This window comes from Ancylothrix sp. D3o, from assembly GCF_025370775.1.
Taxonomy (GTDB): domain Bacteria; phylum Cyanobacteriota; class Cyanobacteriia; order Cyanobacteriales; family Oscillatoriaceae; genus Ancylothrix.
Window position 1 is genome coordinate 57,452 of sequence record NZ_JAMXEX010000007.1, and the last position, 23,178, is coordinate 80,629.

A 23,178-nucleotide genomic window follows, 5' to 3' on the forward strand; every position below is an offset into this window, starting at 1 on the left:
TCATTGGTCATTGGTCATTTGCCTAATGACTATAGACAAAGGACTAATGACGATTTTTTAGGCCCACCAGGGGTCATCACCTGTACGGAAGTCGGTTTCTGTCCAGGGTGTGAAGGCAACTTTGTCGTCGGCGACGTTGGCGTGGACAAGAGCCAACGACAGGGGGGCCGGCCCGCGTACCACTTTGCCGGTGCTGTCATACTGGGAACCATGACAGGGACACATGAATTTGTTTTCGCTGGCGTTCCAAGGTACCACGCATCCCAGGTGGGTGCAAACGGCGTTGATGCCATAGTTGGCAATGGCTGAGGAGCTTTCCACGACTATATAGGTGGGGTCTCCTTTTAGCCCTTGCGCTAGAACACGTTCGCCGGTGTTGTGGGTCTCCAAAAAGTTGCTGAGGCTGATGTCATTGCCCAAGGCATCTTTGGCTGTGACACCACCGCCGCTGCCGCCAGAGGAGGGGGGAATGAAGTATTTAACGACGGGATAGAGTGCGCCCAATGCGGTGCCGGTGAGGGAGCCAAACATGAGCAGGTTCATAAACTGCCGACGACCCATGCTGGGTACGTCTGATGATCCAGAAACTTGAGCCATGACCTATGCTGAGCTATCTGTTAAGTTATTTGTCTAATTCAACCATTTAACCATGCTTTTTTGGCCTCGACTGCAAGCAGTCTTTGATGCCTCAAAGTTGGTGCTGATACTGCTATTGCTTTCACAATGCAGGTTACAGCTTTTCTGTGAGTATTATTGCATTTTTTTAAGACTCGACGTTTTTCTTAATAAATGTAAATTTATTTTGAGATATTTTCACACTCTGGTATAATTACTTTTTTTAATTATTAGCTTAACTGACTTGCCCAAAAGCAATGAAGGCTTGACGGACACCGGCTAGGAGCCGAATTGCTGAAAAGTATGCTCCCAAAGCATTTGAGTTGAAGGATGTTAACGCTTGACTACAATAGCGTTTTACAATCAAACATGGTTGCTGCCAAACCGACGGGCAAAAAATCTAAAATCTAAAATCTAAAATCTAAAACTAATATGACCGGCAACGACTTACGCGAACTGTTGCTGAATAAGTGGGGACGCTCTTATGATGTCCAACTGCGCCGCACTCAAGGCAAAATTTTTGTGCAGGTAATGTGGAAGTACCTCGAGCAAGTTTCGTTTCCGATGACGGAGCCGGAATATGTTTCTCATTTGGATACGATTGCTGGTTATTTACACGCTTGGGGTGCGGTGGAGCAGGTGGAGCGCTATATCCGCCAAACAAGGGAACGTCCCCGCTTGGGTAAGGCGGTGAGTATTCCGATTGATTTGGGTGAGCGTGCTTCGGAATGGTTGCTGGAACAGTTTTAGGTGAGATTTTTTCAGCCTCTCATCCATAACATAAGCTTTTAAGGCAAACAAATTTCAAAAAAATGTCGCTGCTATAGCCTGGTTTGTCCTCAGAATTTTAGCGTCCAAGGAGCATGACGGCGCCGGTGCCGCCGAAGTATAAGCCAATAACAGCACCGGCCAATAACATTTGAGTAATAGGATCTGTGGACGGGGTGAGGACGGCACCTAAAACTGCTCCTCCAAGTAAGACGTAACGCCAGCCGCTTAACATTTGTTTTGAGGAGACAATGCCGAGTAATCCTAGTAACATTTGGATGACTGGTATTTGAAAGGCTAGGCCGGTGCTGAGCATTAAAAGTAAGACGAATTCAAAATAGCGATCAATTGATAATAATTGCTCGACTACTCCTTCTCCATAGTTGATTAAAAAGTTTAAGGCTGCGGGTATAAGGGCTATATAAGAAAATGCAAGTCCTGCTACAAATAAGATGCTGGAACCAAAAACAATCGGGGCTAAAAACCGGCGTTCGCGTCTGGTTAAACCAGGAATGACAAATTGGATGATTTGGTAAAGTATGAAGGGTGTAGCGAGTAATATTCCACTATAGGCGGCGGTTTTTACGGAGACGAAGAAATATTCGCCTGGGGCTATTTGAATAAATTTAACGTTTTGGGCCGGCACTTCTAAGAATTGGACAATGGGTTTGACGGCAAAAAAGCTTCCACCGGCTGCAATAACTACTGCTAAGACTGAGTAAAAAATGCGTTCTCGTAATTCTTCGAGGTGGTCAAATAAGGACATTTCTACATCGTCGGGAATGTCGCTGAGGTAATCATCTTCTGGGAGTGATGTAATGTCTTCGGATGTGCTTGGTGATGCTAGGGCGAGGGTGGTAGGGGATGCTGGGCTGATTGGGTTTTCTTCACTTTCATAATTTTCTAAGTTTGTGGGTTCTAAATAGCTGTTTTCTAAGGCTTCTATGGTGCTTTGACTGATGGCCGGTGGTAGTATTTCTGGTATTTGTTCTTCTTCCTTATTTTGTTCTTCGGAAAAATTTTCCACTTCCCCAATATTGTTATTTTCGGGGGATAAAATTTCTTCTTTGGTTTCGCTGTTTTGTTCGGTCGAAATAAGTTCTGATTCTGAGATATTGTTTTCTGGCGTAATGTGATTTTCTGGAATTTCTAAATTTGTAGGAATTGGTGCCGGTGTGGGTGGGAATGTTGTTGTGCTGTAAGCTAAGGCTTGTTCAAGGGCTACGCTGTTAATTAATTCGGCGATTTTTGCTTGAATTTGAGCGTCTGCAATTTGGGCGGGATTGTAATTTATGATGATGGATGCGGCGGTGCGGTTGATGCGGGTGCCGGTGATTGAGGAAAGATTGTTAAGGGCTTTTTCTAATCGTTCTGTGTAGTCTGGATCTTCGGAAATAAGGGGGATATTGAAGCGAATTCGTCCGCGAATGGCGTGGACGATTTTATAAGAAATGTTGGGGGCGGATGGTGAGGAGTTATTGTAGGTTTGAGACATGATTTGATAGAGGATAATTGTAGTTTTTAGGGATTTTGAGTTGGGCGAGAGGGAAGGTTAAAATTTTGGGGGGTAAGGGTGTCTTGTGTTAGGGGTAAACCCCAATATTGGAGCCGGTTTTCTAACCATCCTTCTGCTTTCCAGGCTTGGATTGCATAGTTTACTTCTAAGCGTAAGTTAGCATATTGGAGCCCTTTTGGCATGGCGATGCTAAGGGGTTCTGCTGTGAGCAAGGTGGGTAAAATATGATATTCTGGGTTTTCTTGTACCCAACCGGCTAGAATGCTGGCATCACCGGCAAAGGCGGTGGCTTGTCCTTGTTCGATGAGGGTTTTGGCGTTTTGGTAGGAGTCGGTGCCGAGTAGTTTGGCGTTGGGGATAAAGTATTTGATGTTGGCAATGGTGTCGGAGTTGTTGAGGACGACGATTGTTTGGTTACTGAGATTTTGGAGGTTTTTGATGTTGGGGTTTTTGGTGATGATGCCGGCGCCGTCTAGGTAGTAAGGGATGCTGAATTCTACAAGCCGGCCTCTTGTTTCTGTGGCGGTGAGGCGGGCAATTGTGAAGTTAACTTTTTCTTCTAAAATGACTTTGAGCCGGTCTTTATTGGAAACGGGGATAAGTTCTACAGCATCGGGGTTTCCATAGAGTTCTTCGGCTAATTTGTGTGCAATATCTATTTCTAAGCCTTGGAGGGTTGCGGTGTTGTCTCGAAAGCCAAGGGGACGGATGTTGTCTTTAATGGCGATTTTGAGTTGGGTTGGTTTTTGCTGAAAGGGGGTGCCGGTGGCGCTGAGAAAGGGGTAAAAAGTTGTTAAAAAGCTAAAGAATAAAGCAATTAAAAATAGGCTTAGAAAGCTAATCGATGAAAAAAGGGGTGTTTTGATTTGTTGGGGTTTGATTGTGGCCTGGAAAACCCGAAGTTTCTTTAAGAAAGGGGGGTTTTTAAAGATAGCGTATAGGAAATGTTTTTTCATAGAAACGCTAATAAAAAATATTCCCAGACTTGTGCCTGGGAACGATAGAAAGCCGAGAGTTTTATTTAGCTTGAGCGGCCATTTCAACGACTTTGTTAAAGCTTTCTGCATCAAGGACTGCGAGTTGAGCCAGCATTTTACGGTTGAGTTGAATGTTGGCTTTTTTCAACTTGCCGATGAGTTGGCTATAGCTCATGCCGTGCTGACGGGCTGCGGCGTTGATGCGGGTGATCCAGAGGCGGCGAAAATCGCGTTTGCGACGTTTGCGGTCGCGGTAGGCGTTGCGTAACGCCTTCATTACCTGCTGGTTGGCTGTACGGAACAGTGTGGAGTGGCTGCCGCGATAGCCTTTGGCGATTTTGAGAATTTTATTGCGGCGTTTGCGGGCTACATTACCGCGTTTGACTCTGGTCATGGGTGGGTTTCCTTAGATTTTACAAATACGGGAGCATTCCGCGCACGTTGTCGGCATCGCGTTCATCAACGAGGGCCATTTTGCCGAGGTTGCGTTTGCGGTCTGCGCTTTTGTGTTCGAGAAGGTGGCTTTTGAAGGCTTTCCGGCGCATGATTTTGCCGCTGCCGGTGGCTCTAAAACGCTTGGCGGCTGCTTTGCGGGTTTTTAGTTTAGGCATGGTCTATTAATATTTAGACACAATTCCCTATCTTATCATGGATTAGGTTTTTTGGCAAATGCTCAAGTTGGGGGTCGGCATCTGTGGCGCCGGCGTTCCCTGTAGAGCAGGCGGGACGCCTGCACCACTGGCGTCTACAGGTTTGGATGAGGTGGGGCCGGCACCAGTCCCCTTAATTACGGTAGGCTTATAAATAATGGCCTGATTTTTTGATTTCCCAGAGTTTGGATGGAGTTTGGTTGATGCTGAGATTAGAACATATTAGTAAGGTTTACCCCACCGGCGAAGTGCTTAAAGATGTGAACTGGGAAGTCAAACCTGGGGATCGAATTGGTTTGGTGGGGGTTAATGGTGCGGGAAAATCTACGCAACTTAAGATTATTGCCGGTGAAGTCGAACCGAGTTCGGGTGTGGTAATTCGACCGGCTAGTTTGCATATTGCTTATTTAACTCAAGAGTTTGATGTTGATCCAACTCGGACGGTGCGCGAGGAGTTTTGGACGGTTTTTAAAGAAGCAAATGATGTGCAGCATGGACTCGCACGGGTTCAGCGAGAAATGCAAACGGCGACGCCTGAAGAGTTGGATAAATTGATTCACGAGTTGGATAGATATCAGCGCAAGTTTGAGGCGTTGGATGGGTATGGTTTGGATGCGCGAATTGAGAAAATTTTGCCGGAGATGGGTTTTGAACAGGAGGATGGCGACCGGCTGGTGAGTGCGTTTAGTGGCGGCTGGCAAATGCGGATGAGTTTAGGAAAAATTTTGCTACAAGATCCTGATTTGCTGTTGCTGGATGAACCGACTAACCATTTAGATTTGGAGACGATTGAGTGGTTAGAAAATTATCTGCGGGGGTTAATGATTCCGATGGTAATTGTGGCGCATGACCGGGCTTTTTTAGACCGGCTTTGTACGCAAATTGTAGAGACGGAGAGGGGGGTTTCTACGACTTATTTAGGTAATTATTCGACGTATTTGCAACAAAAAGCTGAGAATAAGATGGCGCAGTTGTCGGCTTATGAACGGCAGCAAAAGGAGATTGAAACTCAGCAGGCTTTTGTGGAGCGTTTTCGGGCGAGTGCGACGCGGAGCACGCAGGCAAAAAGCCGCGAGAAGCAGTTAGATAAGATTGAGCGTATTGAGGCTCCGATTTCTGATGTGCGGACGTTGAAATTTCGTTTTCCTGATCCGCCTCGGAGTGGTCGAGAGGTAGTTATTATTGAGGATTTGGTGCATTCTTATGATGAAAAGATTTTGTTTTTGGGTGCAGAGTTGTTGATTGAACGGGGCGACCGGGTGGCTTTTTTGGGGCCAAATGGTTGTGGAAAATCGACGCTTTTGCATTTGATTATGGGGATGGAAAAGCCGACGGATGGGACGATTAAGTTGGGGGATCATAATGTGATTCCTTCGTATTTTGAGCAAAATCAGGCTGAGGCTTTGGATTTGAGTAAGACTGTGATGGATACTATCCATGATGAGGTTCCTGATTGGAAGAATGAGGAGGTAAGGACTCATTTGGGCCGGTTTTTGTTTGCTGGGGAGATGGCGTTTAAGAAGGTGGAGGCTTTGAGTGGGGGTGAGAAGGCTCGTTTGGCGTTGGCTAAGATGCTTTTGAAGCCGGCAAATTTGTTGATTTTGGATGAGCCTACGAATCATTTGGATATCCCGGCTAAGGAGATGTTGGAGGAGGCTTTAAAGAGTTATGAGGGGACGGTGATTTTGGTTTCTCACGACCGATTTTTTATTTCGCAGGTTGCTAATAAGATTGTTGATGTTCGTGATGGGGAGTTGCGGTTATATCGGGGGGATTATCAGTATTATTTGGATAAGGTTGCTGAGGAGAAGGAGAAGGCGAAGTTAGATAAGATTGCGGCGGAAAAGGCTGCGAAGGCTGAGGCGAAACGGGTGGCGCAGAAGGAGAAGTTGAAGGGGAAGAAGGGTAAGTAATTTTTGATTGATTTTTAGATGGGTAAGGCTCGCTTTGGCGGGCTTTTTTTTTTGTTTTTTGGGGATTTGAAGTGAGGGAAGTTTGATGTATAATGAAAATCAAAGAGTCTTGATGGAGAGTTTATGTCTAATTACACTGAGGTGTTAAATCAAGTTAAAAATCGGAAGATATTTGAGCAATTTCGGTTATTAGAAGAGTTGAAAAGTTTGGTTGCGGATGGTGTTGAGTTTGTTGGTGTTTAAAGGCGCGTTGATGGGGGAGTTTGTGAGGGAGGTTGAGATTGTTTAGTTAAAGAAGATAAAATGAGGGAATAAACTAGGAGAAAAAGAAATGAAAAACAAAGTTTTAACGGCAATTATCCACAAGGAAGAGGATATGTATGTGGCAGAATGTCCTGAAGTGGGGACAGTGGATCAGGGGGAGACGATTGAGGAGGCGATTGCTAATTTAAAAGAGGCAACTCGGCTTTATTTGGAGGTGTGTAGTGTAGAAGATGTCAGTCCGAGATTTGTGACGGCTATTGAGGTTAGCTATGCCTAGATTACCGCGAATCTCTGGTCAAGAAGCTGTGCGGACGTTAGAACGGTTAGGTTTTATTCGGGTGAGGCAAACGGGGAGTCATGTTGTTTTAAGAAAGGCTGTTGAAGGGGGAGATTTTTCTTGCGTTGTGCCATTACGAAAAGAGTTAAAAGTGGGGACTTTGGCCGGTGTTTTAAGGCAGGCACAAGTTAGTCCTGATGAGTTTATTGATAATTTGTGAGGTGTGTTTATTGGGGGATAATTTCTATTCTGCACATACTAGCCGGTTTTTTGGTTGGGGAATAGGCCGATTTTTTTCTGTGGCGGTTTCTATCCATTCTTGCATGATGATTTCTACGTTTTGCAGTGCTTGTTGATAGGTTTCGCCATCAGCAGTACAGCCAGGAAGTTCTGGGACTTCGGCTATAAATGCTTGGTCTTCTTGACTCCAGTAAATGTGTATTTTATAGCGTAGCATTGTTTTGATTTTTGAGTTGGGGTGTAGGTTGGGTCGAGCTAAAGTTTAACTCAACCTACAGGCTATCTGCTGGTTATTTTTTTGTGGCGCATCCAGTTTGCTAAATTTGCGAGGTGGTGTTTTAATTTTTGTTTGATGGCCGGTTGTTTTTCGATGTATTTGGCAATTGTGGGGCCGGTTTTGTAGTAGAGTGTAACTAGGTTTTTGCCGAGGGGATGAGGTAGGAGTTTTTCATCTCGAAAACTGCGGAATGTGTCGAGGTCAGGGTGTGTTGAGGTTGAGTAGGCTGCTGTGGCGATGAAGCATGAACTACTGCTAGTGCTACCTTCTGAACTCAAACTAGATACATCTGTGGAGGTGGAGTATCTATTACTGCTGCTACTTTCTGAAAAGAAACGATATACATTGAGTGAACAAAAATTGTCAAAATTCAAGCTTAGGTTTTTAAAAGTTTCATCACAATTATTATTAGATTGATTTTGCGCTTCTACTGCTTTATCTCGTAAGCTGTGATTTGCTATAACATCTACCATATTAATATTTTCCAATAATTTTTGATAACTTTGTATTTGTTGTACATTTAAGTCATCTTCGCTCTTCACTATCGTGGCCACCAAAATATATAATTTTTGATTAAAAAATAATGCTTCGCTATGGTCTTCCATCTCAAGATAAGAAAAAACTACTTTTTGAATGATCCCAGCCATGTAGAAAATAGCTGATATTTTTTTTTGTTGGCTGTAAGAATACCTATCCACATAGAATCCAGAACCTGGCGTTTCTATTAACTGGAGAGACTTATAAAAATTTTCTATAGCTTTAGCATATTGTTGAAGCGCTAGGGGATAGTTTTTATTTTCCCTGTTATTGTCTGCTTGCGCCAAGTAAGTGTTCAAGTTATGCTGATACTCTTCAAGAATTGTCATTGTTTCTACCTATTGTTTAATATTTGTACGGCTTGGTGGGGATTGATAGCGAAAGCCAATATCAAAAAGATATCGGTTATCCGGTTATACAAACCTAGAAAATATATTTTTTTATTATCATGTATTATTTCTTGTCTCCTAAAATCATCACAGGGAGTTTTAAAGGTAAATAAATTAAATAGTACAATATATATCGCACCGGCATAAAAACCAATAAAACCATTAATTTTGTAAAAATCTCTCCAAAAAATTTATCAAGGAAAAATGGTAATATCATTATTGGAAATATGATAATTAATTCCAACAAGAGGCAAATTTTTGATGTATGTTTAGCGATTTGCCTGATAGTTTTTTCTCCATCCGGCAATTCAGGGTCGATTTCATCTAAGCTAGGGCTATAACAAAATTTTTTCCACCATTCCATATTTTTTAATCCTTTAGTAGCTTATTTTTTTAAGTTTTTGGTGCCAGGCCGTAGGTTGGGTTGAGGAACAAAACCCAACTTAGATGATATGGTTGCTGTTGGGTTTCGCTGTCGCTTAACCCAACCTAACGATTATCTTTTATGGAGGTGAATCCGTATCAATTGCAGTTTCTTGCTTGCAGTCATAGCAGGTGTAAATCACCCTTGTTGTGTATTGATTTATGTCTCTCGAACTGACATATCCCATCTTGGTACTTCCACAGTGTCCACATACAGGACCAGCTACGTCATTTCTTTTATTCATTTGTTCTTATTCCCGTGCTGTAACGAAATCTAAGGATATCGAGAATTGTTAGGAGTTTTTTAATGCTTGTAATCTTGCCCGCAAATCTTCTAAACTGCTTTTCTGGCCTGATGTTAAATCAGCTTGGGCCAAATAAGCGGCAATTTGAGCAATTAGAGCATCTCTTGTGCTGGTAGACATAGAAGAAGCTTTATATACTTCTTTGCCGATCTTCTCAATAAAGCTTGTTACTTTTTCATCCATTTTTACAGTTGTGCCTCTTTCTTGACTCACTTCCACCCCACTATATACAAGCAACCAAACCGGCACAATCAGCAATGTCACCATTTCACCCCCACCCCCCCATCAGAAATGTCAGAAAAAATGTCACCAATGCCATAAAGATCAGGTATAATACGCAAAACCAAGCATTTCCCCTACCCCAATGGACATCACCGAAGTGCTAAACCTCGCAGATGCACTAATGTTTATGAAAACCGGCAAGCACTTAGACCATCTACAAAAAGCCGTAATTGAGGGAACATTTGAAGGCAAAACCTATCAAGAAATCGCCGACGAAACTTATCAAAGTGAAGGTCATGTAAGGAACACCGGCTCAGAACTCTGGAAACTCCTATCAGAAGAATTAGGAGAAGAAATTAATAAATCAAATTTTAAAACAATCATTAAAAAAGTGGAATTTAACCATAACACCGGTCATGTAACAGTTAATACTCTCAATTTCTGGACTGAAACTAAACTAACACCCACCGGCACCCATCCATCCCAAAAAAAACCAACCGAACAACATCTAAACCTCAACGACGCACCGGAAATATTATCCTTTTACGGACGCGAAAACGAACTCATCACCCTACAAAACTGGATACTCGAAAAACACAGCCGGCTGATTGCAATATTAGGAATGAGGGGAATTGGAAAAACCACCCTCGCCATTCAACTCATCGAACAAATAAAACCCCAATTTGACTACATCATTTATCGTAGTCTGCGCTTTTCTTCCACCCCAGAAACAACCCTCACCAACCTCCTGCAAATCTTCTCTCCTCCAGAAATTCCTAACAACATCGAAACCCAACTTTCCCAACTCCTCGATTACCTCCGCAAATATCGCTGTTTGATTATTCTTGATGATGTGCAAATGCTATTCACCGCTGCACAACCGGCAGGAAACTATAAAACCGGCCTCGAAAATTATCAACGATTCTTTCAACTCATCGCCGAGGTTTCCCACAACAGTTGTCTGCTGTTAATTAGTTCCGAAAAACCGCGAGAAATTACCAATTTTGAAAAAGAAAATAAACCTTGTCAGGCTTTAGTTTTAGGCAGTTTAGGAATTGCAGCTAAAGAAATTTTAAAAGAACAAAATTTAACCGATGAAGAAAGCTGGGAAAGTTTAATTAATATTTATCAAGGAAACCCCCTTTGGTTACAGCAAACCGGCACCCTCATCAAAGAATTATGCGGCGGTAGATTAGGAGAGTTTTTGCAATTTGAAATGCCGGTTATTTGTGAATCTTTGACAGCAATTTTAGATGATGCTTTTCAGCGTTGAACGGAAGAAGAGAAAGCTATGCTTTATCAGATTGCCGGTGAAGCAGAGCCGGTTAGTTTGGGGCAAATTTTTAAGAAAATGCAAGGTTCATCTACGGCATTATTTAACCTTATTTATTCGCTGAAAAGCCGGTTTTGGATTGAGGCAATTGAGCGGGATAAAATGACTTTTTTTGCAGTGGGTGCGGTTGTTAAAGAGTATTTGAAAATGCAGCGGTGATGGGTGCCGGTGATGGGTGCCGGTGATGGGTGCCGGTGATGGGTGCCGGTTTCAACCGGCGACAAATTGATTATATGAGCCAGTTTTTAATACCATCAAATTTTATTTCCCTATTCTTTCCTTAGCATTATCATAAGCTGGATCATGTTCCCCAAAGCTCACAACAAACACCCGTCTAGGTGACGGAGATTCATAAATGCGGTAAATGAGGCGGTAGGAAATTCCGCCCCAGTCTATCTCTAACGCCCAATAACCTGTTAATTTCCCCTTTTTCTGATTTGTGGTAAATCCACCACAATTATAGGGATCTGCCTTTAAAATTGGCTTATAGATAGCCTCATAATCTTGTCTCAACTCAGTAGGAAGCTGAGATAAATCTTCAGTTTCTACTAGCTTATGAGTCTGTAAAAGATACTTGGATTTGATAACCACGTTCTTTCAACCGTTGATTAATTGTTTCTACATCAATTTCTTTGCCTATTTCGCCATCAGTTATCCACTGCGAAGCATCGTCAAAATCTATAGTTGCAATTCGCTGTAATGCTTTTCCCTCAGCCGAATCAGGATTTATCTCGATACTATCAGGTTCTACAATGATGCTATTTTCTGGAGCAGAAGTTTCCTCAATCGTAATAACATATCGTTGATTAACCGGCAACTCCACCGGCACCTCTGGGCGAAAAACTTCTCCATCAAATATCACCGTTACTTGTGTGCTCATAAATTCGCCGACTCCATAAAACTGAACTTTTCCTAATTATAGACCCTACCAAATTCTCTCTAAATTCAAAACAAAACCGGCCAAAACTGGCTCCCCAGAAACACAACTTGGATTTTCCAAAACTTCCACATCAAAAAGGGGCCGGTAAATTTCCACACAGCGATTTTCTATATCAATTAACCAACCCAAAGAAGCCCCATTCTCTATATATTCTCGCATTTTATTTCGCAGCCTTATCAAACAATCGCTATCAGAACACAATTCCGCTACAAAATCAGGACAAAGAGGAGCAAATCTCTCCTTTTCTTCCTGAGTTAAAGCATCCCATTTAGCGCACTCTACCCAAGAAGCATCAGGCGATCTAACAGCCCCATTTGGCAAAGTAAAACCTGTCGAAGAACCAAATCCAACACCTAGATTTTTTTGACAATTCCACTCCCCTAATTGACCGATTAAATCAGCATTGCGAATGCTAGTTAACCCCCCAACAAGGGGCATCAGCACCAATGTTCCGTCCGCATTTCGCTCAAATTGGATTAATTCGTGACTCTGACAAAGCTGGAAAAACTGCTCATCAGTTAAATCAATAACCGGCCTAAAATTAATCGTTAAAGCCGTCATATTACCACCTTCCCATCAAAAACTTCTTTCACCCATAGCCTAGCCCCCATTATAACAAAACAAAAAAAACCGGCTCCCTAAAGAAACCGGCCTTATTTAAATCAAGACAAAATCAAAAGAAAAGATTACTCAATCCCCTCAATCTTATCCTCAACCTCTTGATACAACTGGCGCAAACGGTCTAAATTATCATCCGTAGTTTCCCAATAACCACGACCATTTGCTTCCAACAAAGTCGTCACCATCTTGCGGAAAGAATGAGGATTCAAATTCAGAAGACGCTTTTGCATCTCCTCATCCTTCATAAACGTATCATTCGCATCCTCATACACCCAATTATCAACAGCACCGGCAGTCGCAGACCAACCCATCGTATTCACCAAGCGCTTAGAAAGTTCCCGCACACCTTCATAACCATGCGACAACATCCCCTCATACCACTTAGGATTCAAAAGCTTAGTCCGCGCATCCAAACGCACCGTTTCTGATAACGTCCGAATTTGAGCATTAGCAGTTGTTGTATCCGCCATATAAGACGCCGGCTTCTTCCCATCCCCACGCAAAGTCGCAATAAGTTTCGTAGGATCAGAATCATAATAATGGGAAACATCCGTCAAACTAATCTCAGAAGAATCCAAATTCTGGAACGTCACCTCAGCCGTTTTCAAACTTGATTCAAACAACTTGCGGCTTTCCTCAAATGTCCCCGGATTATCAGAAGAAAACGCAAAACCCTTGCGAGCCAAATACATATCCTGTAAATCTGACTCTTGTTCCCAAGTGCTATTTTCCACCGCCAAATTCACATTAGAAGAATACGAACCCGACGCATTAGAAAATACCCGCGTTGCAGCTTGCCGTAAATTAATCCCCATCTCCTCAGCCTGCTTCATAGCGTGCTTACGGATAAAGTTCATTTCTAAAGGCTCATCCGCCTCCGCCGCCATCTTCACAGCCTTATCTAACAAAGCCATTTGATTGATAAACAAATCGCGGAAAACACCCGAACAATTAATCACCACATCAATGCGAGGCCGGCCTAATTCTTCCAACGAAAGCAACTCAAGCTTATTCACCCGTCCCAAAGCATCCGGCACCGGCTTAACACCGATCATCCACATAATTTGAGCAAGCGATTCTCCGTAGGTTTTGATATTATCCGTACCCCACAAAACGCAAGCAATTGTCTCAGGATAATTCCCACCATTCTCATCACGTTGGCGAGTCAAAAGCCGGTCTACAACAATCTTCGCAGACTTCACCGCCGCCGCCGTCGGAATTGATTGCGGATCTAAAGCATGAATATTTTTACCCGTCGGCAAAACATCAGGATTACGAATTGGATCGCCACCCGGCCCAGGTAAAACATACTCACCTTCTAAAGCCCGCAACATAGCCCCTAATTCGTTATCTGCACAAACCTGCTGCAAGCAGAATTCCAGATACTCAAACAAAGGCTTAATTGCTTCCGCATCCACCTTTTTATAACCGGCCTCATGGAGCGCAGTAATCCAAGGTTCCTTTTTACCCATATTAAAGAAATTGAGTTTAGAAACCAAAGAAACACGCCCATCAGCATCGGTTTGTTCCTTCACCAAAGCACCCACCGCCGCACGAGTTGTCAGGGTGATATTTTGCAGCAATTCTACATCCGCAAGAATGCCTTTATCGCTGTTTTGATAAATCTCCTCAATATCGCGTCCTAAACTGTTGGCAATAATCCGAGGAAGCGCTAAAAGTTCGTCTTCTTGCCGGTCTAAAGCTGCAATATTTACCAGCGTTGCAATAGCTTCTTCTGCTGTTGGTGGTTTACCAATAACGTGCAACCCACAAGGCAACAAGCGAGATTCAATTTCCATCAACTTGCGATAGACAATGCCCACGATATTATCGCGTTCTTCGCTTGACATTTCGACGGCATCTTTTTCAGGCAAGGCGATATCTTTGTCTAAATTCACCAACCGGCATTTATCCATAATTGTGTTCACAATTGGAATGCCGCGCCCGCTATCTTTCAATGTTTGATAGGAACCAATTAACTCACTTAGCTCCTGCAACCCTTTGTATAAGCCTGCATTTTCTGCCGGTGGTGTCAGATAGCTGATGGTTTCCGCATAGCTACGGCGTTTAGCAATTGTTGCCTCACTTGGGTTATTGGCTGCGTAGTAATACAAGTTAGGGATATTGCCGATCAAATTATCTGGGTAGCAATCTCCAGACATCCCCATTTGTTTACCAGGCATGAATTCGAGTGAGCCGTGTGTGCCAAAGTGTAACACTGCATCCGCACCCCAAATGCGCTCTAAATAAGTGTAATAAGCTGCAAAGCCATGATGGGGACTGGCAGAACGCGAGAACAACAAGCGCATCGGATCGCCTTCGTAGCCGAAGGTTGGCTGGACACCGATAAAGACATTGCCGAAGTGTTTGCCAAAGACAAGCAAGTTTTGCCCGTCGCTGTTGAGGTTGCCCGGCGGTGGCCCCCAGTTTTCGTAGAGGCGTTCGGCGTAGGGGGTGAGTTTTTCGTACTCCTCAACGCTCATCCGGTAGGCAATATTCAACTCTGGGCTGCTGTATTGCGCTTGGGCGTCGTGGATGACTTCCTGCATCAAGGCTTCGGCGGACTCTGGCAACTCTGGGACATCGTAGCCGTTGCCTTTGAGGGCTTCCAACACTTTGTATATCGAGCCGAAAACGTCTAGGTAGGCGGCGGTTCCGACGTTGCCTTTGTCTGGCGGGAAGCTAAAAACGGTGATGGCAACTTTTTTATCTAATTTGGGTTTGCGCCGCAAATTGGCCCATTTGAGGGCGCGTTGAGCGATGGCTTCGATGCGATCTTGCAAGGCGATGGCTTTGCCGGTGGCGCCGTCACGTCCTGATAAAATGATCGGCTCGATGGCTCCGTCAAGTTCGGGAATGGCTATTTGGAGGGCAACTTGGATCGGGTGTAAGCCGAGGTCGCTGTTTTCCCATTCTTCGGTGGTTTGGAAGACGAGGGGAAGGGCTACCATGTAGGGCCGGTTAAGGCGTTTGAGGGAGTCGATGGCTTTGGGATGGTCTTGCCGGGCCGGCCCTCCTACGAGTGCAAAGCCGGTCAGGGAGACAACGCCATCAACAAGAGGCAAGGGGGCTACGCCTTTTGGCGCGACATCCCAGAAATAGGCATCAACCGGCTTAGAAAAATCTAAACCGCCGGCAAATACGGGGATGACTCTGGCTCCCATTGCTTCGAGTTCTTGTACCATTGCCACATAGTGGGCATCGTCGCCGGTGACTAGGTGGGTGCGTTGCAGCACAAGGCCAATCGAAGGAGCGAGCGGGTCTTTGGCATCGGCAGAAATGTCTGAGCGGGAGTTGTGCCAGTTCAGGTATTCTTTGACGTCTTCAAACATTTTCGGGGCCAAGGGGTGCCAGATGCCCATGTCAGGATAGGTGACAGGATCTTGGAACTTTACGGTTTGTTGGCCTTTGTAAACGTATTTATCGGCCAGCATCAGCAGGAAGTTTTCCAGGTTTTCGGAAGAACCGCCTAGCCAATACTGGAAACTGAGCATGAAGTTGCGGGCATCCTGGGCTTTATCGATGGGTAGATATTTCAGGACTTTGGGCAAGGTTTGCAGCAGCTTCAGCATTCCGTCTTGGAAGGAGCCGCCCGACTGCTCTTTGCGCTTCCGCATGAATTGGGCAATGGCGCTTTTTGATTGGCCCAGTTGCGCTAGGGAAAAGCTGCCCATTTTGTTTAAGCGCATGACTTGTGGCATGGAGGGGAAGACGACGGCGACATCAAGGTTGTCTCGATGGGGTTCGACGGCGGCCACAACTTTTTCGGCTAGGTCTTCGATAAAAATTAGAGATGCTATGAAGACGTTGGCGGCGGCGATATCGCGCTTGAAGTCCTCTAGGTTTTCGGGGCTTCGCAGTTCTTCGATCAGGTAGCCAGATATTTCGATAGCTAGGTTGGGGTTGTTGGCGTTGATCGAGCGGACTGCTGCGGATAGGGCGCTTTGATACTGGGCTTCTAGCACGACATAGACCACCTTGAGTAGAGATCGACCGTTGATGTTTTCGGGCGCAATGTGTCGGATGGTGGGCTTGACGTGAGTGAACATTCAGGTAGGCTCCTTTTGATGCGCGTTCTCTTGTCTTTGGATTTGTCGGCAGGATGAGGTTTTGTTTGGTCTTGGGGAAGGATGATGATAATGGATTAATCCGTTAATTTGGCCTTCCCTTTTGGCCTTTTTTTCTCAACCCTGACTTAGTGGCATATAGGTTTTTTTACCAGAAAATGCTGTCCAGATGGGGCTTTAACGGCTTTTCTGACACAATTCGATAAAAAACCCTGAAATAATAATTTACAAAACTTTACGAAATCTGCAAATAATTAATCATTATTTTGTTACAAGATTTAACTTGACTTTTGTCTCCGCATTTGTTTTAAAATTTCTACAACTTTTTGATGGCCTTCTTGTGCGGCCCAAACAAGGGCGGTTTTTGTGGTGTTGTCTTTGGTGTCTAAGTCGGCGCCTTTTTCGAGTAATATTTGCACTACTTCGGGATGGCCGGCGGCGGCGGCACTGATGAGGGCGGTGGAGCCAAAGCTGGTTTGGGTGTTGATTTCGGCACCGGCTTCTAATAATTGTTTTACGATGTCAAGATGGCCGGCAAAGGCTGCTCCCATTAAGGCTGTCCAGCCGTCGGAGTCGGCGCTGTTAACGTCTGCACCGGCCTCAATTAAGATTTTAAGGATATCCAGATGGCCGGCTTCGGCGGCGGCGGTTAGGGCGTTTAAGCCGTCTGCGTTTTGTTCGCTGACATTGGCTCCGCCTTGCAATAAGGTTTCAACTGCGGAAAGATTGCCGGTTTTTGCTGCTTCAATTAATTGGCTCATTTTGCATTCTCCTCTACAAACCACAACCCAAGCAAAAATTAGGGTGATGAAGCCTATTTTCTCATTTTGAGGGCCGGTAAAAACTATCGAGATTTCTGCTGATCTTTCTTTTGGTGGATGCAGTACAGTCGGCCCCAGCTTTAATTTTATAAAAATTGATTACAGAGTGCGTTTTTTGAGCTTGCCGGTGTTTAACTAGCCCAAACATTTTTATACCACTGTCGTCAAACGTAGGGAAGATTGATATTCCCTTTTTTTCTACGACTATACAAACTTTGACGTTTTTTCTCAGTCATCCTGTTGGGTAATTTTCAAGCAGTATCCTTAACTTTAAAAAGCAAAAAATAATGTCGAAGCATCCTAATAAATTTATCGCCTTAAAATTTCTGCCTTCTTTGATGGTATTGGCATGGGCGGTAGTGTGGTATTTGCCAGGGGAAGCGAGGGCTGATTTTAAAGTAAAAAAAGCCAGAAACAGCAATGTTTTTGGTAATAATCTTTCAGCCAATCCAAACGTAGAAACAGAGCCAAAATTAAGTGGTAGCCCTACACCGAGCCCAAAAAAACAGCCATCGCAAGACTTGTTTAAAAAACCTCCCTTGACGCAACCGCCAAAATTACCTGGATTACGCGGGGATATTTTGAGAAGCCGGCCAACAATTTTAACCACAGCCCATCATTTACAGCAAGGAGAAGTTATTTCTAGTTTGCGCTATCGGCAATTTATTTTACCGGGGACTGATGCGGAAAATGGTTTGACAGGACAGCCTACTTTTGGATTTAGTTGGGGGATAACTGATAATTTAGAAATTACGGTCGATGCCCAAACTTTTGACAATTCCCAACCAGGAAAACAAGGTGCTTTTTTAGCTAACCGAGCCAGCGCTGAAGGTAGCAGCAATTTCTTTCAACAATTTACTTTCCAAGCCAAACAAAGGTTATGGCAAAATTCCACAGGAAATCAAGCTTTAAGCGCTGTATTGTCTGTGCCTACGGGTGTGCGTTATTACGAATTCATTGATCCTAGTAGCGGTGCATTGGTTGAGGGAAAAAATAACGATAATTTGGTGGTTTCGGTGGAGTTGCCTTTTACGGTAGCAGAAAATCGATGGCAATTGACGCTATCTCCAAAACTGGTATTTTTTCCTGAAGATAATGCTATGTATTACCGGCGGATGCCTATTGAGGATAGCGGCTCTTTTGGGCTAAATTTTGGGTTAGCAGGAGGCATCAGTTATGAAGTTAATCCTCGCCTGATTGTTTGGGGTGATATGTTTATTCCGCTGACGGGAAATAACACGATTAATCGAGATACGGGTTTCCCGGCCCGAAGTGTGGCTTTTAATGCCGGTTTGCGTTATTTAGTAAATCCTCGCTTGGCAACAGAGTTGTTTATTTCTAATGCTTTGGGAAACACTGGCCCGGCTTCAATTTTAACAGATCGAGAGAATATTGCTGTGGGGGCGGGGGTGATATTTTTACCTGGTTTTACGAGCGCAAACCGGCAATATCCTCGCAGTTTTAGCAGCCGGTTGCAACCTCCACCGGCATCGCTGGCAGGGTTTAGCTTTTTTGATGGGGGGACGGTGGCTCAAAATCAATTACTCCCGAACTTACAAGTCGGAAGTCAAGGGATTTTAACGGCGATTCGTTACGGTTTGCTGGATGATTTGGAAGTGGGAATTTATATGGATTTAATTTCCGGGGAGGTAGATGAATCGGAGTTAGGTTTGAGTGGAAAAATTAGATTTTTGCATCAAGCGGATGGTGATTTATTTACGTTGAGTGGAGCTTTGAATTTTGGTAAAACTACGAATTCTTTCTCGAATTTTCTCAGCGGGAATCCCAACGAGTTAAGCGAACGTGGGTTAAAAGAAAGAGGGTTTAGTTTTACGAATGAAACTTGTTTAGATAATGGAGGTGAAATTGGAAATAATGGCGAGTGCTTTGTTATTAGTTTGGCTTTTTCGCTGCATTACCAGTTTGAAAATGGCAGTGCAGTTTGGCTAACTCCGACGTTGGGTTTTGTGCAGCGTAATGGATTAGAAATTGCGGGGTTTAATTTGGGTGGTTCGGTGCTTTTGTCGCGGAATTTAAGTTTAATTGCGGAGGCTGGGCTTAATTTTACGGAGGGGAATGCTTTAATAGGAAATGAGCGGGAAAATGTGATTCCTTGGAGTCTGGGTTTGCGCTGGGATGCGGGTTCATTTTTGGGGAGTTCACCGGCGCTGGGAAATCTTGGGCCGCAAGTTGAGGTGTATTTAACAAATCGGGTGGGGTATTCTGTTTTTCAAAGTTTGAGAGTGCGGGAAGATAATTCGCTTGGGGTTGGATTTGGGTTAGTCTGGCCGGTGCAATTTTAAAGTGCAGTGACCGGCCTCCTTCTGGCCGCTGAGTTTTGCAAAACATCAGGCGAGAAAAAAAATTTTTGTAAATTTCGGGAATTGTTTAAGGGGCTGTTGGTTTAAATGATAGTAGGGATAAAATGAGGAATGAAACCTGCTTAAAATGTTCAATTTTTTTGATAATTAACTGGAAATTTTTACTAAGTTACAGCCATGAAAATTAAACCGATTGTGTTAGCGACGCTAACTAGCTTATCTTTAGCCGCCAGTTTTCCGACTCGGACTTTTGCTCAACCGCTTTCGGGTTGTACAGCCCGACTGGTTTCTGAGGATCGAGACGCACAAATTAACGTGCGGGAAGGCCCAGGAAGACAATATCGTTCTCCTCACTATGGTGTGGTGGGGGATGAGGTGATTATTTTACAAGGAGGCAGCCGAGAAGGTTTTGCGATAGAAGAAGATAGAAACAGTATGCTTTGGGTAAAAGTTGAGTTTCCTAATAGTGGCGCTAGAGGTTGGGTTCGCCGGGATTTTGTGAGCCGGATTTCTTGTTAAAGTTGAGGACAATAACAAAGGGATTTATAAAAAAAAAGGCAGTTATTACAACATTAATAACTGCCTTTTTTTGTCTGTTTAGACTATTTGTGGCTGGTGGAGATCAATAAATCTTGTATTTGGCCGGCATCTTGTGAATAAAAAAAGCGAGATTTAGTTGCACTGGTTGGCTGCTTTTGGAGGGTTTTTGCTAAAAATAGCAATAAAGACACCCGCTAAAAACAGTGAAAGTGTGAGGCCGATTTTTAAAAAGGCTGTCATTTCTCCAGCCAAGGATTGATGATGAGTTGAGCGCATAAGTTTATCCTCTTTATTGTCGAGATTGCTGAAAGAGAATGAGCAATTTTTTCTGAGGTTTGACCGAGTGTTTTTCCAATGAGCTTTACAGTTGCTTTATATAATATACCGTTTTCTTCGGAAAATTTAGCTCATTGTCGGCTCACTTTTCCGATGCACTTGGTAGTTCAGTTTACGGCTCAGCATGGGCTTTACCGGATCAAAGGGGATAAATATTTAATTTTTTATATAAAATATATTTTTTCCTTGCTGCGGGCTAACTTTTTATTAAAACTTGTCTGCGCCTGTTCGTAAGGATTGCGTTCTATAAGAAGTCGGCTTTTTTAAAGTTTTGATAAAGATTATTCTGATTTATTCTTAAGTTTGTCTTTTGGTTTGCCACGAGACAGACTGTGGATTTTCCAGAAACCAAGGGTATAATAGACCCAGACGGTTGTTGAGAGTAAATCTCTCTCTAAGTTTCAAGAAAATAAAACTCAGCAGAAAGCTATGCTAGAAACCATACGTCCGAGAACTTTACGTTTAGAAGCTTCAACACACTGTCAGCTAAAATGTCCGGCTTGCGAAACCACGCAAGGTATTACGAAAGAAAAATTAGGCTCTGGCTTTTTAAAACTGGAAGACTTTAAAAAAATCGTTGATGAAAATCCCTGGATAGCGCATATAGAATTATCGAACTGGGGGGAAATTTTTTTAAATCCTGATATTATCGGCATTATGGAATATGCCTATGAAAAAAATGTGGCGCTGACTGCGAGCAATGGTGCTAACTTAAATACGGTAAAACCGGCAGTTTTGGAAGCAATTGTGAAATACAAGTTTCGCCACATCAATTGTTCGATTGATGGAGCCTCGCAAGAGATTTATCAAATGTACCGGGTGAATGGAAATTTTGATCGGGTGATTGAAAATGTGAAAACGATCAACCAGTATAAAAAAGAATACGGAACTGAATTTCCTTTTTTAAACTGGCAATTTGTGATTTTTGGCCACAATGAGCATGAATTAGAAACAGCGCAAGAAATGGCGCAAAGCTTGAATATGAAATTTAAACCCAAATTATCTTGGGATGAAAAAATATCGCCGGTAAAAAATGCTGAGTTGGTAAAACGAATCACCAAGTTAAATGCAGCCTCACGCAGTGAATATTACGAAAAAAACGAAACCGGCTATATGCAAAAACCAATTTGTGGTCAGCTTTGGACCGGCCCCCAAATCAACTGGGACGGACGGATTTTAGGCTGTTGCTTCAATCAATGGGGTGATTTTGGCAATGCTTTTGAATCGGGGCTTGAGTCGGGTTTAAATAATGAAAAAATTAACTATGCTCGACAAATGCTTTTAGGGAAAGCAGAACCACAAGAAGGAATTCCTTGCACGACTTGCGGACATTATAAAAGAATGCAAGAAAAGGAAAATTGGTTAAGTGAAAGCGAAGTTGGACAAACCAAGGCACCGTTTTATAAAAAATTGGCGTACCGTTTGGGATTGGGAAGATTGGCAATTTATATAACAAATCATTCACGTTTGGGAGAAAAGATATTTCTGAAATATTTTAATCCTCTGACAAGGTAAAGATTTAAACCTGGGAAAGGCTGTGAAGAAAATTTAGCCTTTCCCATCCAGTATGCCTATGTATAGGGAATTTTAGGATTTTCAGGCATGAGGCTTAACTGATAGCTGCTAAACTTTTTTCCGCTGTTTGATCACAATCTAGGACTTTGAGAGCGAAGTTTTCATTTGTCACCGGCATCTCAAAAGTTGAAAGATCATCGGCCTTTTTGTGCCTTACGGGTTTGCCTTCAACCCTGCGGATGATCTTACCTTTTTCTATTAAAGTGCCGGTGTTAGAAAAGCAATTTACCTCCTCTAAATCTAGCGTCCCCGCGCGGGTAATTTCTAAGGTTCCCGTATTGAAAAAAAAGCTTTCAATTTTGACATTACCTTGGAGATTCAATTGGGAAGTATTATATAAATCAAGCAGATTCATTTCTTCAATGCCGGCGCTAAAAAGTTGGGGTTTGTTGCCGTCAAAACGAAAAATCGGCGTTCCCTCAATTTTGCCTCCGGCTCTAATAAAATCGCCTTTAAAACTATAATAGCGAGTGTAATTGCTGTTAAACTTTAGCAAACCGCCTTTCAAAATTGTATTGCCCGACACTTCGCCACTATCCCAAATAACTTTACCTCCGGAAATCGTTAAATTTCCCTGAGTAGAAAAACAAGTTTTCAGAGTTCCATTTGCAATCGTCAGATCGCCGCCGCACAACAAACTTACCTCAAAAATTCCGCCTTGAATCAAGACATTTTCAGCAACTATTAAATCATTCCATCCAGAGAGACAGCCGATGTAATCAGCCGCAATTATCAAGCCTTTAATTTCGGCATGAATATCAACAACAACATTTTTTACGCAACTGCCATTAAAAATAACAAAATCTGTCGCTTCCGGTACACTTTGCCCTGACCAATTGAGAGAATTACTCCATTTCTGATCTCCACCTTTACCATTCCAATAGCGTGTTTTACCGCGTATCTCTCTAAAATTTGGCCCATCGACCACGGCTGGGACACTATTTTTTCCTGACATATTTTCATTGGACGGTTGAAAGCTGCTTAGCATTTTTCTGTTTCCTTCTGCACTCGTAGCTTTGGATAATTTAAACACACCCATCTTAAAAGATCAGGACAGGTATCACTTTAAAAGTTAGTTTTTTTTGGCCTTTTTGGTCGAGACTCCAAAAAACTTTTTACATTTTAAACCTAACTTCTACAATTTCAAAGACAAAGCTATACTGCTTTAAAGTTCCCTTCCTTGTATGATGCCCAAAACGTCAGCAATTTATAGCTCATCATCGGCTCAGTTTTTCGGCTCAGTTAGTGGCT

General features: G+C 43.2%; 24 protein-coding genes and 1 pseudogene. 9 read left to right on the forward strand and 16 right to left on the reverse strand.

Features of this window, described 5'->3' with window-relative positions:
• Positions 1–57: 57 nt before the first annotated feature.
• Positions 58–597, reverse strand: coding sequence for a cytochrome b6-f complex iron-sulfur subunit (gene petC, locus NG798_RS14270; RefSeq protein WP_261224053.1), 540 nt, complete (start codon positions 595–597; stop codon positions 58–60).
• Positions 598–1,047: 450 nt separating this feature from the next.
• On the opposite strand from petC, the gene NG798_RS14275 reads away from it, so the two are divergent.
• Positions 1,048–1,365 (forward strand): DUF3067 family protein, encoded by a 318-nt coding sequence (locus NG798_RS14275; RefSeq protein WP_261224055.1) that lies wholly within the window; start codon positions 1,048–1,050, stop codon positions 1,363–1,365.
• A gap of 97 nt (positions 1,366–1,462) precedes the next feature.
• Here NG798_RS14275 and tatC read toward each other — a convergent pair whose 3' ends face one another.
• The 5 genes and pseudogenes from tatC to rpmI form a co-directional block, all read right to left on the reverse strand.
• Positions 1,463–2,203, reverse strand: a complete 741-nt coding sequence (gene tatC, locus NG798_RS14280; RefSeq protein WP_261224412.1) for a twin-arginine translocase subunit TatC — start codon at positions 2,201–2,203, stop codon at positions 1,463–1,465.
• 420 nt (positions 2,204–2,623) lie between these two features.
• Positions 2,624–2,878: pseudogene (locus tag NG798_RS14285) on the reverse strand (HMA2 domain-containing protein); the annotation flags it as partial.
• 26 nt (positions 2,879–2,904) lie between these two features.
• The gene (locus NG798_RS14290) at positions 2,905–3,855 is read right to left on the reverse strand and encodes a transporter substrate-binding domain-containing protein (protein WP_261224058.1); all 951 of its coding nucleotides are present in this window, start codon (positions 3,853–3,855) and stop codon (positions 2,905–2,907) included.
• Between the two features lie 61 nt (positions 3,856–3,916).
• Complete coding sequence (gene rplT / locus NG798_RS14295; RefSeq protein WP_261224067.1) at positions 3,917–4,270, reverse strand: 50S ribosomal protein L20; 354 nt, start codon at positions 4,268–4,270, stop codon at positions 3,917–3,919.
• Between the two features lie 19 nt (positions 4,271–4,289).
• Complete coding sequence (gene rpmI, locus NG798_RS14300; protein ID WP_261224069.1) at positions 4,290–4,487, reverse strand: 50S ribosomal protein L35; 198 nt, start codon at positions 4,485–4,487, stop codon at positions 4,290–4,292.
• A 242-nt stretch (positions 4,488–4,729) separates the two neighbouring features.
• Here rpmI and NG798_RS14305 point away from each other — a divergent pair, with 242 nt between their 5' ends.
• The 3 genes from NG798_RS14305 to NG798_RS14315 all read left to right on the forward strand — a co-directional run bounded on the left by NG798_RS14305 (position 4,730) and on the right by NG798_RS14315 (position 7,200).
• The gene (locus NG798_RS14305) at positions 4,730–6,439 is read left to right on the forward strand and encodes an ABC-F family ATP-binding cassette domain-containing protein (protein WP_261224071.1); all 1,710 of its coding nucleotides are present in this window, start codon (positions 4,730–4,732) and stop codon (positions 6,437–6,439) included.
• A 331-nt stretch (positions 6,440–6,770) separates the two neighbouring features.
• Positions 6,771–6,980, forward strand: a complete 210-nt coding sequence (locus NG798_RS14310) for a type II toxin-antitoxin system HicB family antitoxin (RefSeq protein ID WP_261224073.1) — start codon at positions 6,771–6,773, stop codon at positions 6,978–6,980.
• A complete protein-coding gene (locus NG798_RS14315) occupies positions 6,973–7,200 on the forward strand; it encodes a type II toxin-antitoxin system HicA family toxin (RefSeq protein ID WP_261224080.1) in 228 nt (75 codons plus the stop codon). The genes NG798_RS14310 and NG798_RS14315 overlap by 8 nt, the downstream gene beginning before the upstream one ends.
• Before the next feature lie 24 nt (positions 7,201–7,224).
• Here NG798_RS14315 and NG798_RS14320 read toward each other — a convergent pair whose 3' ends face one another.
• The 4 genes from NG798_RS14320 to NG798_RS14335 all read right to left on the reverse strand — a co-directional run bounded on the left by NG798_RS14320 (position 7,225) and on the right by NG798_RS14335 (position 9,418).
• Positions 7,225–7,437: a type II toxin-antitoxin system HicB family antitoxin gene (locus tag NG798_RS14320; RefSeq protein ID WP_261224090.1), complete on the reverse strand. Its 213-nt coding sequence runs from the start codon at positions 7,435–7,437 to the stop codon at positions 7,225–7,227.
• 62 nt (positions 7,438–7,499) lie between these two features.
• On the reverse strand, positions 7,500–8,363 hold the full coding sequence (locus NG798_RS14325; RefSeq protein ID WP_261224100.1) for a CFI-box-CTERM domain-containing protein: 864 nt from the start codon (positions 8,361–8,363) through the stop codon (positions 7,500–7,502).
• A 124-nt stretch (positions 8,364–8,487) separates the two neighbouring features.
• Positions 8,488–8,787 (reverse strand): hypothetical protein, encoded by a 300-nt coding sequence (locus NG798_RS14330; protein ID WP_261224102.1) that lies wholly within the window; start codon positions 8,785–8,787, stop codon positions 8,488–8,490.
• A gap of 352 nt (positions 8,788–9,139) precedes the next feature.
• Positions 9,140–9,418, reverse strand: a complete 279-nt coding sequence (locus tag NG798_RS14335; protein ID WP_261224104.1) for a hypothetical protein — start codon at positions 9,416–9,418, stop codon at positions 9,140–9,142.
• 97 nt (positions 9,419–9,515) lie between these two features.
• Between NG798_RS14335 and NG798_RS14340 the strand changes: the two genes are divergently transcribed.
• Both NG798_RS14340 and NG798_RS14345 read left to right on the forward strand, forming a co-directional pair.
• Positions 9,516–10,646 carry an ATP-binding protein gene (locus NG798_RS14340; RefSeq protein WP_261224106.1) on the forward strand — a complete coding sequence of 377 codons (1,131 nt, stop codon included), beginning with the start codon at positions 9,516–9,518 and terminating at the stop codon, positions 10,644–10,646.
• An 18-nt stretch (positions 10,647–10,664) separates the two neighbouring features.
• Complete coding sequence (locus NG798_RS14345; protein ID WP_261224108.1) at positions 10,665–10,865, forward strand: hypothetical protein; 201 nt, start codon at positions 10,665–10,667, stop codon at positions 10,863–10,865.
• 102 nt (positions 10,866–10,967) lie between these two features.
• Here the strand turns inward: NG798_RS14345 and NG798_RS14350 are convergent, their stop codons facing one another.
• From NG798_RS14350 to NG798_RS14370, 5 genes are all read right to left on the reverse strand, one after another.
• Positions 10,968–11,297 carry a type II toxin-antitoxin system RelE/ParE family toxin gene (locus tag NG798_RS14350; RefSeq protein ID WP_261224110.1) on the reverse strand — a complete coding sequence of 110 codons (330 nt, stop codon included), beginning with the start codon at positions 11,295–11,297 and terminating at the stop codon, positions 10,968–10,970.
• A complete protein-coding gene (locus NG798_RS14355; protein ID WP_261224111.1) occupies positions 11,260–11,586 on the reverse strand; it encodes a hypothetical protein in 327 nt (108 codons plus the stop codon). The genes NG798_RS14350 and NG798_RS14355 overlap by 38 nt, the downstream gene beginning before the upstream one ends.
• Positions 11,587–11,631: 45 nt before the next feature.
• On the reverse strand, positions 11,632–12,207 hold the full coding sequence (locus NG798_RS14360; RefSeq protein ID WP_261224113.1) for a Uma2 family endonuclease: 576 nt from the start codon (positions 12,205–12,207) through the stop codon (positions 11,632–11,634).
• A gap of 125 nt (positions 12,208–12,332) precedes the next feature.
• Positions 12,333–16,316 carry a magnesium chelatase subunit H gene (locus tag NG798_RS14365; protein WP_261224115.1) on the reverse strand — a complete coding sequence of 1,328 codons (3,984 nt, stop codon included), beginning with the start codon at positions 16,314–16,316 and terminating at the stop codon, positions 12,333–12,335.
• Positions 16,317–16,612: 296 nt separating this feature from the next.
• Complete coding sequence (locus NG798_RS14370) at positions 16,613–17,095, reverse strand: ankyrin repeat domain-containing protein (protein ID WP_261224117.1); 483 nt, start codon at positions 17,093–17,095, stop codon at positions 16,613–16,615.
• Positions 17,096–17,442: 347 nt separating this feature from the next.
• Here NG798_RS14370 and NG798_RS14375 point away from each other — a divergent pair, with 347 nt between their 5' ends.
• The 3 genes from NG798_RS14375 to NG798_RS14385 all read left to right on the forward strand — a co-directional run bounded on the left by NG798_RS14375 (position 17,443) and on the right by NG798_RS14385 (position 21,867).
• Positions 17,443–19,458, forward strand: a complete 2,016-nt coding sequence (locus NG798_RS14375) for a hypothetical protein (RefSeq protein WP_261224118.1) — start codon at positions 17,443–17,445, stop codon at positions 19,456–19,458.
• Between the two features lie 195 nt (positions 19,459–19,653).
• A complete protein-coding gene (locus NG798_RS14380; RefSeq protein ID WP_261224119.1) occupies positions 19,654–19,995 on the forward strand; it encodes an SH3 domain-containing protein in 342 nt (113 codons plus the stop codon).
• 786 nt (positions 19,996–20,781) lie between these two features.
• Positions 20,782–21,867: a radical SAM/SPASM domain-containing protein gene (locus NG798_RS14385; RefSeq protein WP_261224122.1), complete on the forward strand. Its 1,086-nt coding sequence runs from the start codon at positions 20,782–20,784 to the stop codon at positions 21,865–21,867.
• Between the two features lie 94 nt (positions 21,868–21,961).
• Here the strand turns inward: NG798_RS14385 and NG798_RS14390 are convergent, their stop codons facing one another.
• The gene (locus NG798_RS14390; RefSeq protein ID WP_261224124.1) at positions 21,962–22,915 is read right to left on the reverse strand and encodes a hypothetical protein; all 954 of its coding nucleotides are present in this window, start codon (positions 22,913–22,915) and stop codon (positions 21,962–21,964) included.
• Between the last annotated feature and the right edge of the window lie 263 nt (positions 22,916–23,178).

Coding starts and splice junctions, on each gene's coding strand:
- petC (WP_261224053.1), bottom strand. CDS start 597: ATGGCTCAAGTTTCTGGATCATCAGACGTACCCAGCATGGGTCGTCGG.
- NG798_RS14275 (WP_261224055.1), top strand. CDS start 1,048: ATGACCGGCAACGACTTACGCGAACTGTTGCTGAATAAGTGGGGACGC.
- NG798_RS14290 (WP_261224058.1), bottom strand. CDS start 3,855: ATGAAAAAACATTTCCTATACGCTATCTTTAAAAACCCCCCTTTCTTA.
- rplT (WP_261224067.1), bottom strand. CDS start 4,270: ATGACCAGAGTCAAACGCGGTAATGTAGCCCGCAAACGCCGCAATAAA.
- rpmI (WP_261224069.1), bottom strand. CDS start 4,487: ATGCCTAAACTAAAAACCCGCAAAGCAGCCGCCAAGCGTTTTAGAGCC.
- NG798_RS14305 (WP_261224071.1), top strand. CDS start 4,730: ATGCTGAGATTAGAACATATTAGTAAGGTTTACCCCACCGGCGAAGTG.
- NG798_RS14310 (WP_261224073.1), top strand. CDS start 6,771: ATGAAAAACAAAGTTTTAACGGCAATTATCCACAAGGAAGAGGATATG.
- NG798_RS14315 (WP_261224080.1), top strand. CDS start 6,973: ATGCCTAGATTACCGCGAATCTCTGGTCAAGAAGCTGTGCGGACGTTA.
- NG798_RS14320 (WP_261224090.1), bottom strand. CDS start 7,437: ATGCTACGCTATAAAATACACATTTACTGGAGTCAAGAAGACCAAGCA.
- NG798_RS14325 (WP_261224100.1), bottom strand. CDS start 8,363: ATGACAATTCTTGAAGAGTATCAGCATAACTTGAACACTTACTTGGCG.
- NG798_RS14330 (WP_261224102.1), bottom strand. CDS start 8,787: ATGGAATGGTGGAAAAAATTTTGTTATAGCCCTAGCTTAGATGAAATC.
- NG798_RS14335 (WP_261224104.1), bottom strand. CDS start 9,418: ATGGTGACATTGCTGATTGTGCCGGTTTGGTTGCTTGTATATAGTGGG.
- NG798_RS14340 (WP_261224106.1), top strand. CDS start 9,516: ATGGACATCACCGAAGTGCTAAACCTCGCAGATGCACTAATGTTTATG.
- NG798_RS14345 (WP_261224108.1), top strand. CDS start 10,665: ATGCTTTATCAGATTGCCGGTGAAGCAGAGCCGGTTAGTTTGGGGCAA.
- NG798_RS14355 (WP_261224111.1), bottom strand. CDS start 11,586: ATGAGCACACAAGTAACGGTGATATTTGATGGAGAAGTTTTTCGCCCA.
- NG798_RS14360 (WP_261224113.1), bottom strand. CDS start 12,207: ATGACGGCTTTAACGATTAATTTTAGGCCGGTTATTGATTTAACTGAT.
- NG798_RS14365 (WP_261224115.1), bottom strand. CDS start 16,316: ATGTTCACTCACGTCAAGCCCACCATCCGACACATTGCGCCCGAAAAC.
- NG798_RS14370 (WP_261224117.1), bottom strand. CDS start 17,095: ATGAGCCAATTAATTGAAGCAGCAAAAACCGGCAATCTTTCCGCAGTT.
- NG798_RS14375 (WP_261224118.1), top strand. CDS start 17,443: ATGTCGAAGCATCCTAATAAATTTATCGCCTTAAAATTTCTGCCTTCT.
- NG798_RS14380 (WP_261224119.1), top strand. CDS start 19,654: ATGAAAATTAAACCGATTGTGTTAGCGACGCTAACTAGCTTATCTTTA.
- NG798_RS14385 (WP_261224122.1), top strand. CDS start 20,782: ATGCTAGAAACCATACGTCCGAGAACTTTACGTTTAGAAGCTTCAACA.
- NG798_RS14390 (WP_261224124.1), bottom strand. CDS start 22,915: ATGCTAAGCAGCTTTCAACCGTCCAATGAAAATATGTCAGGAAAAAAT.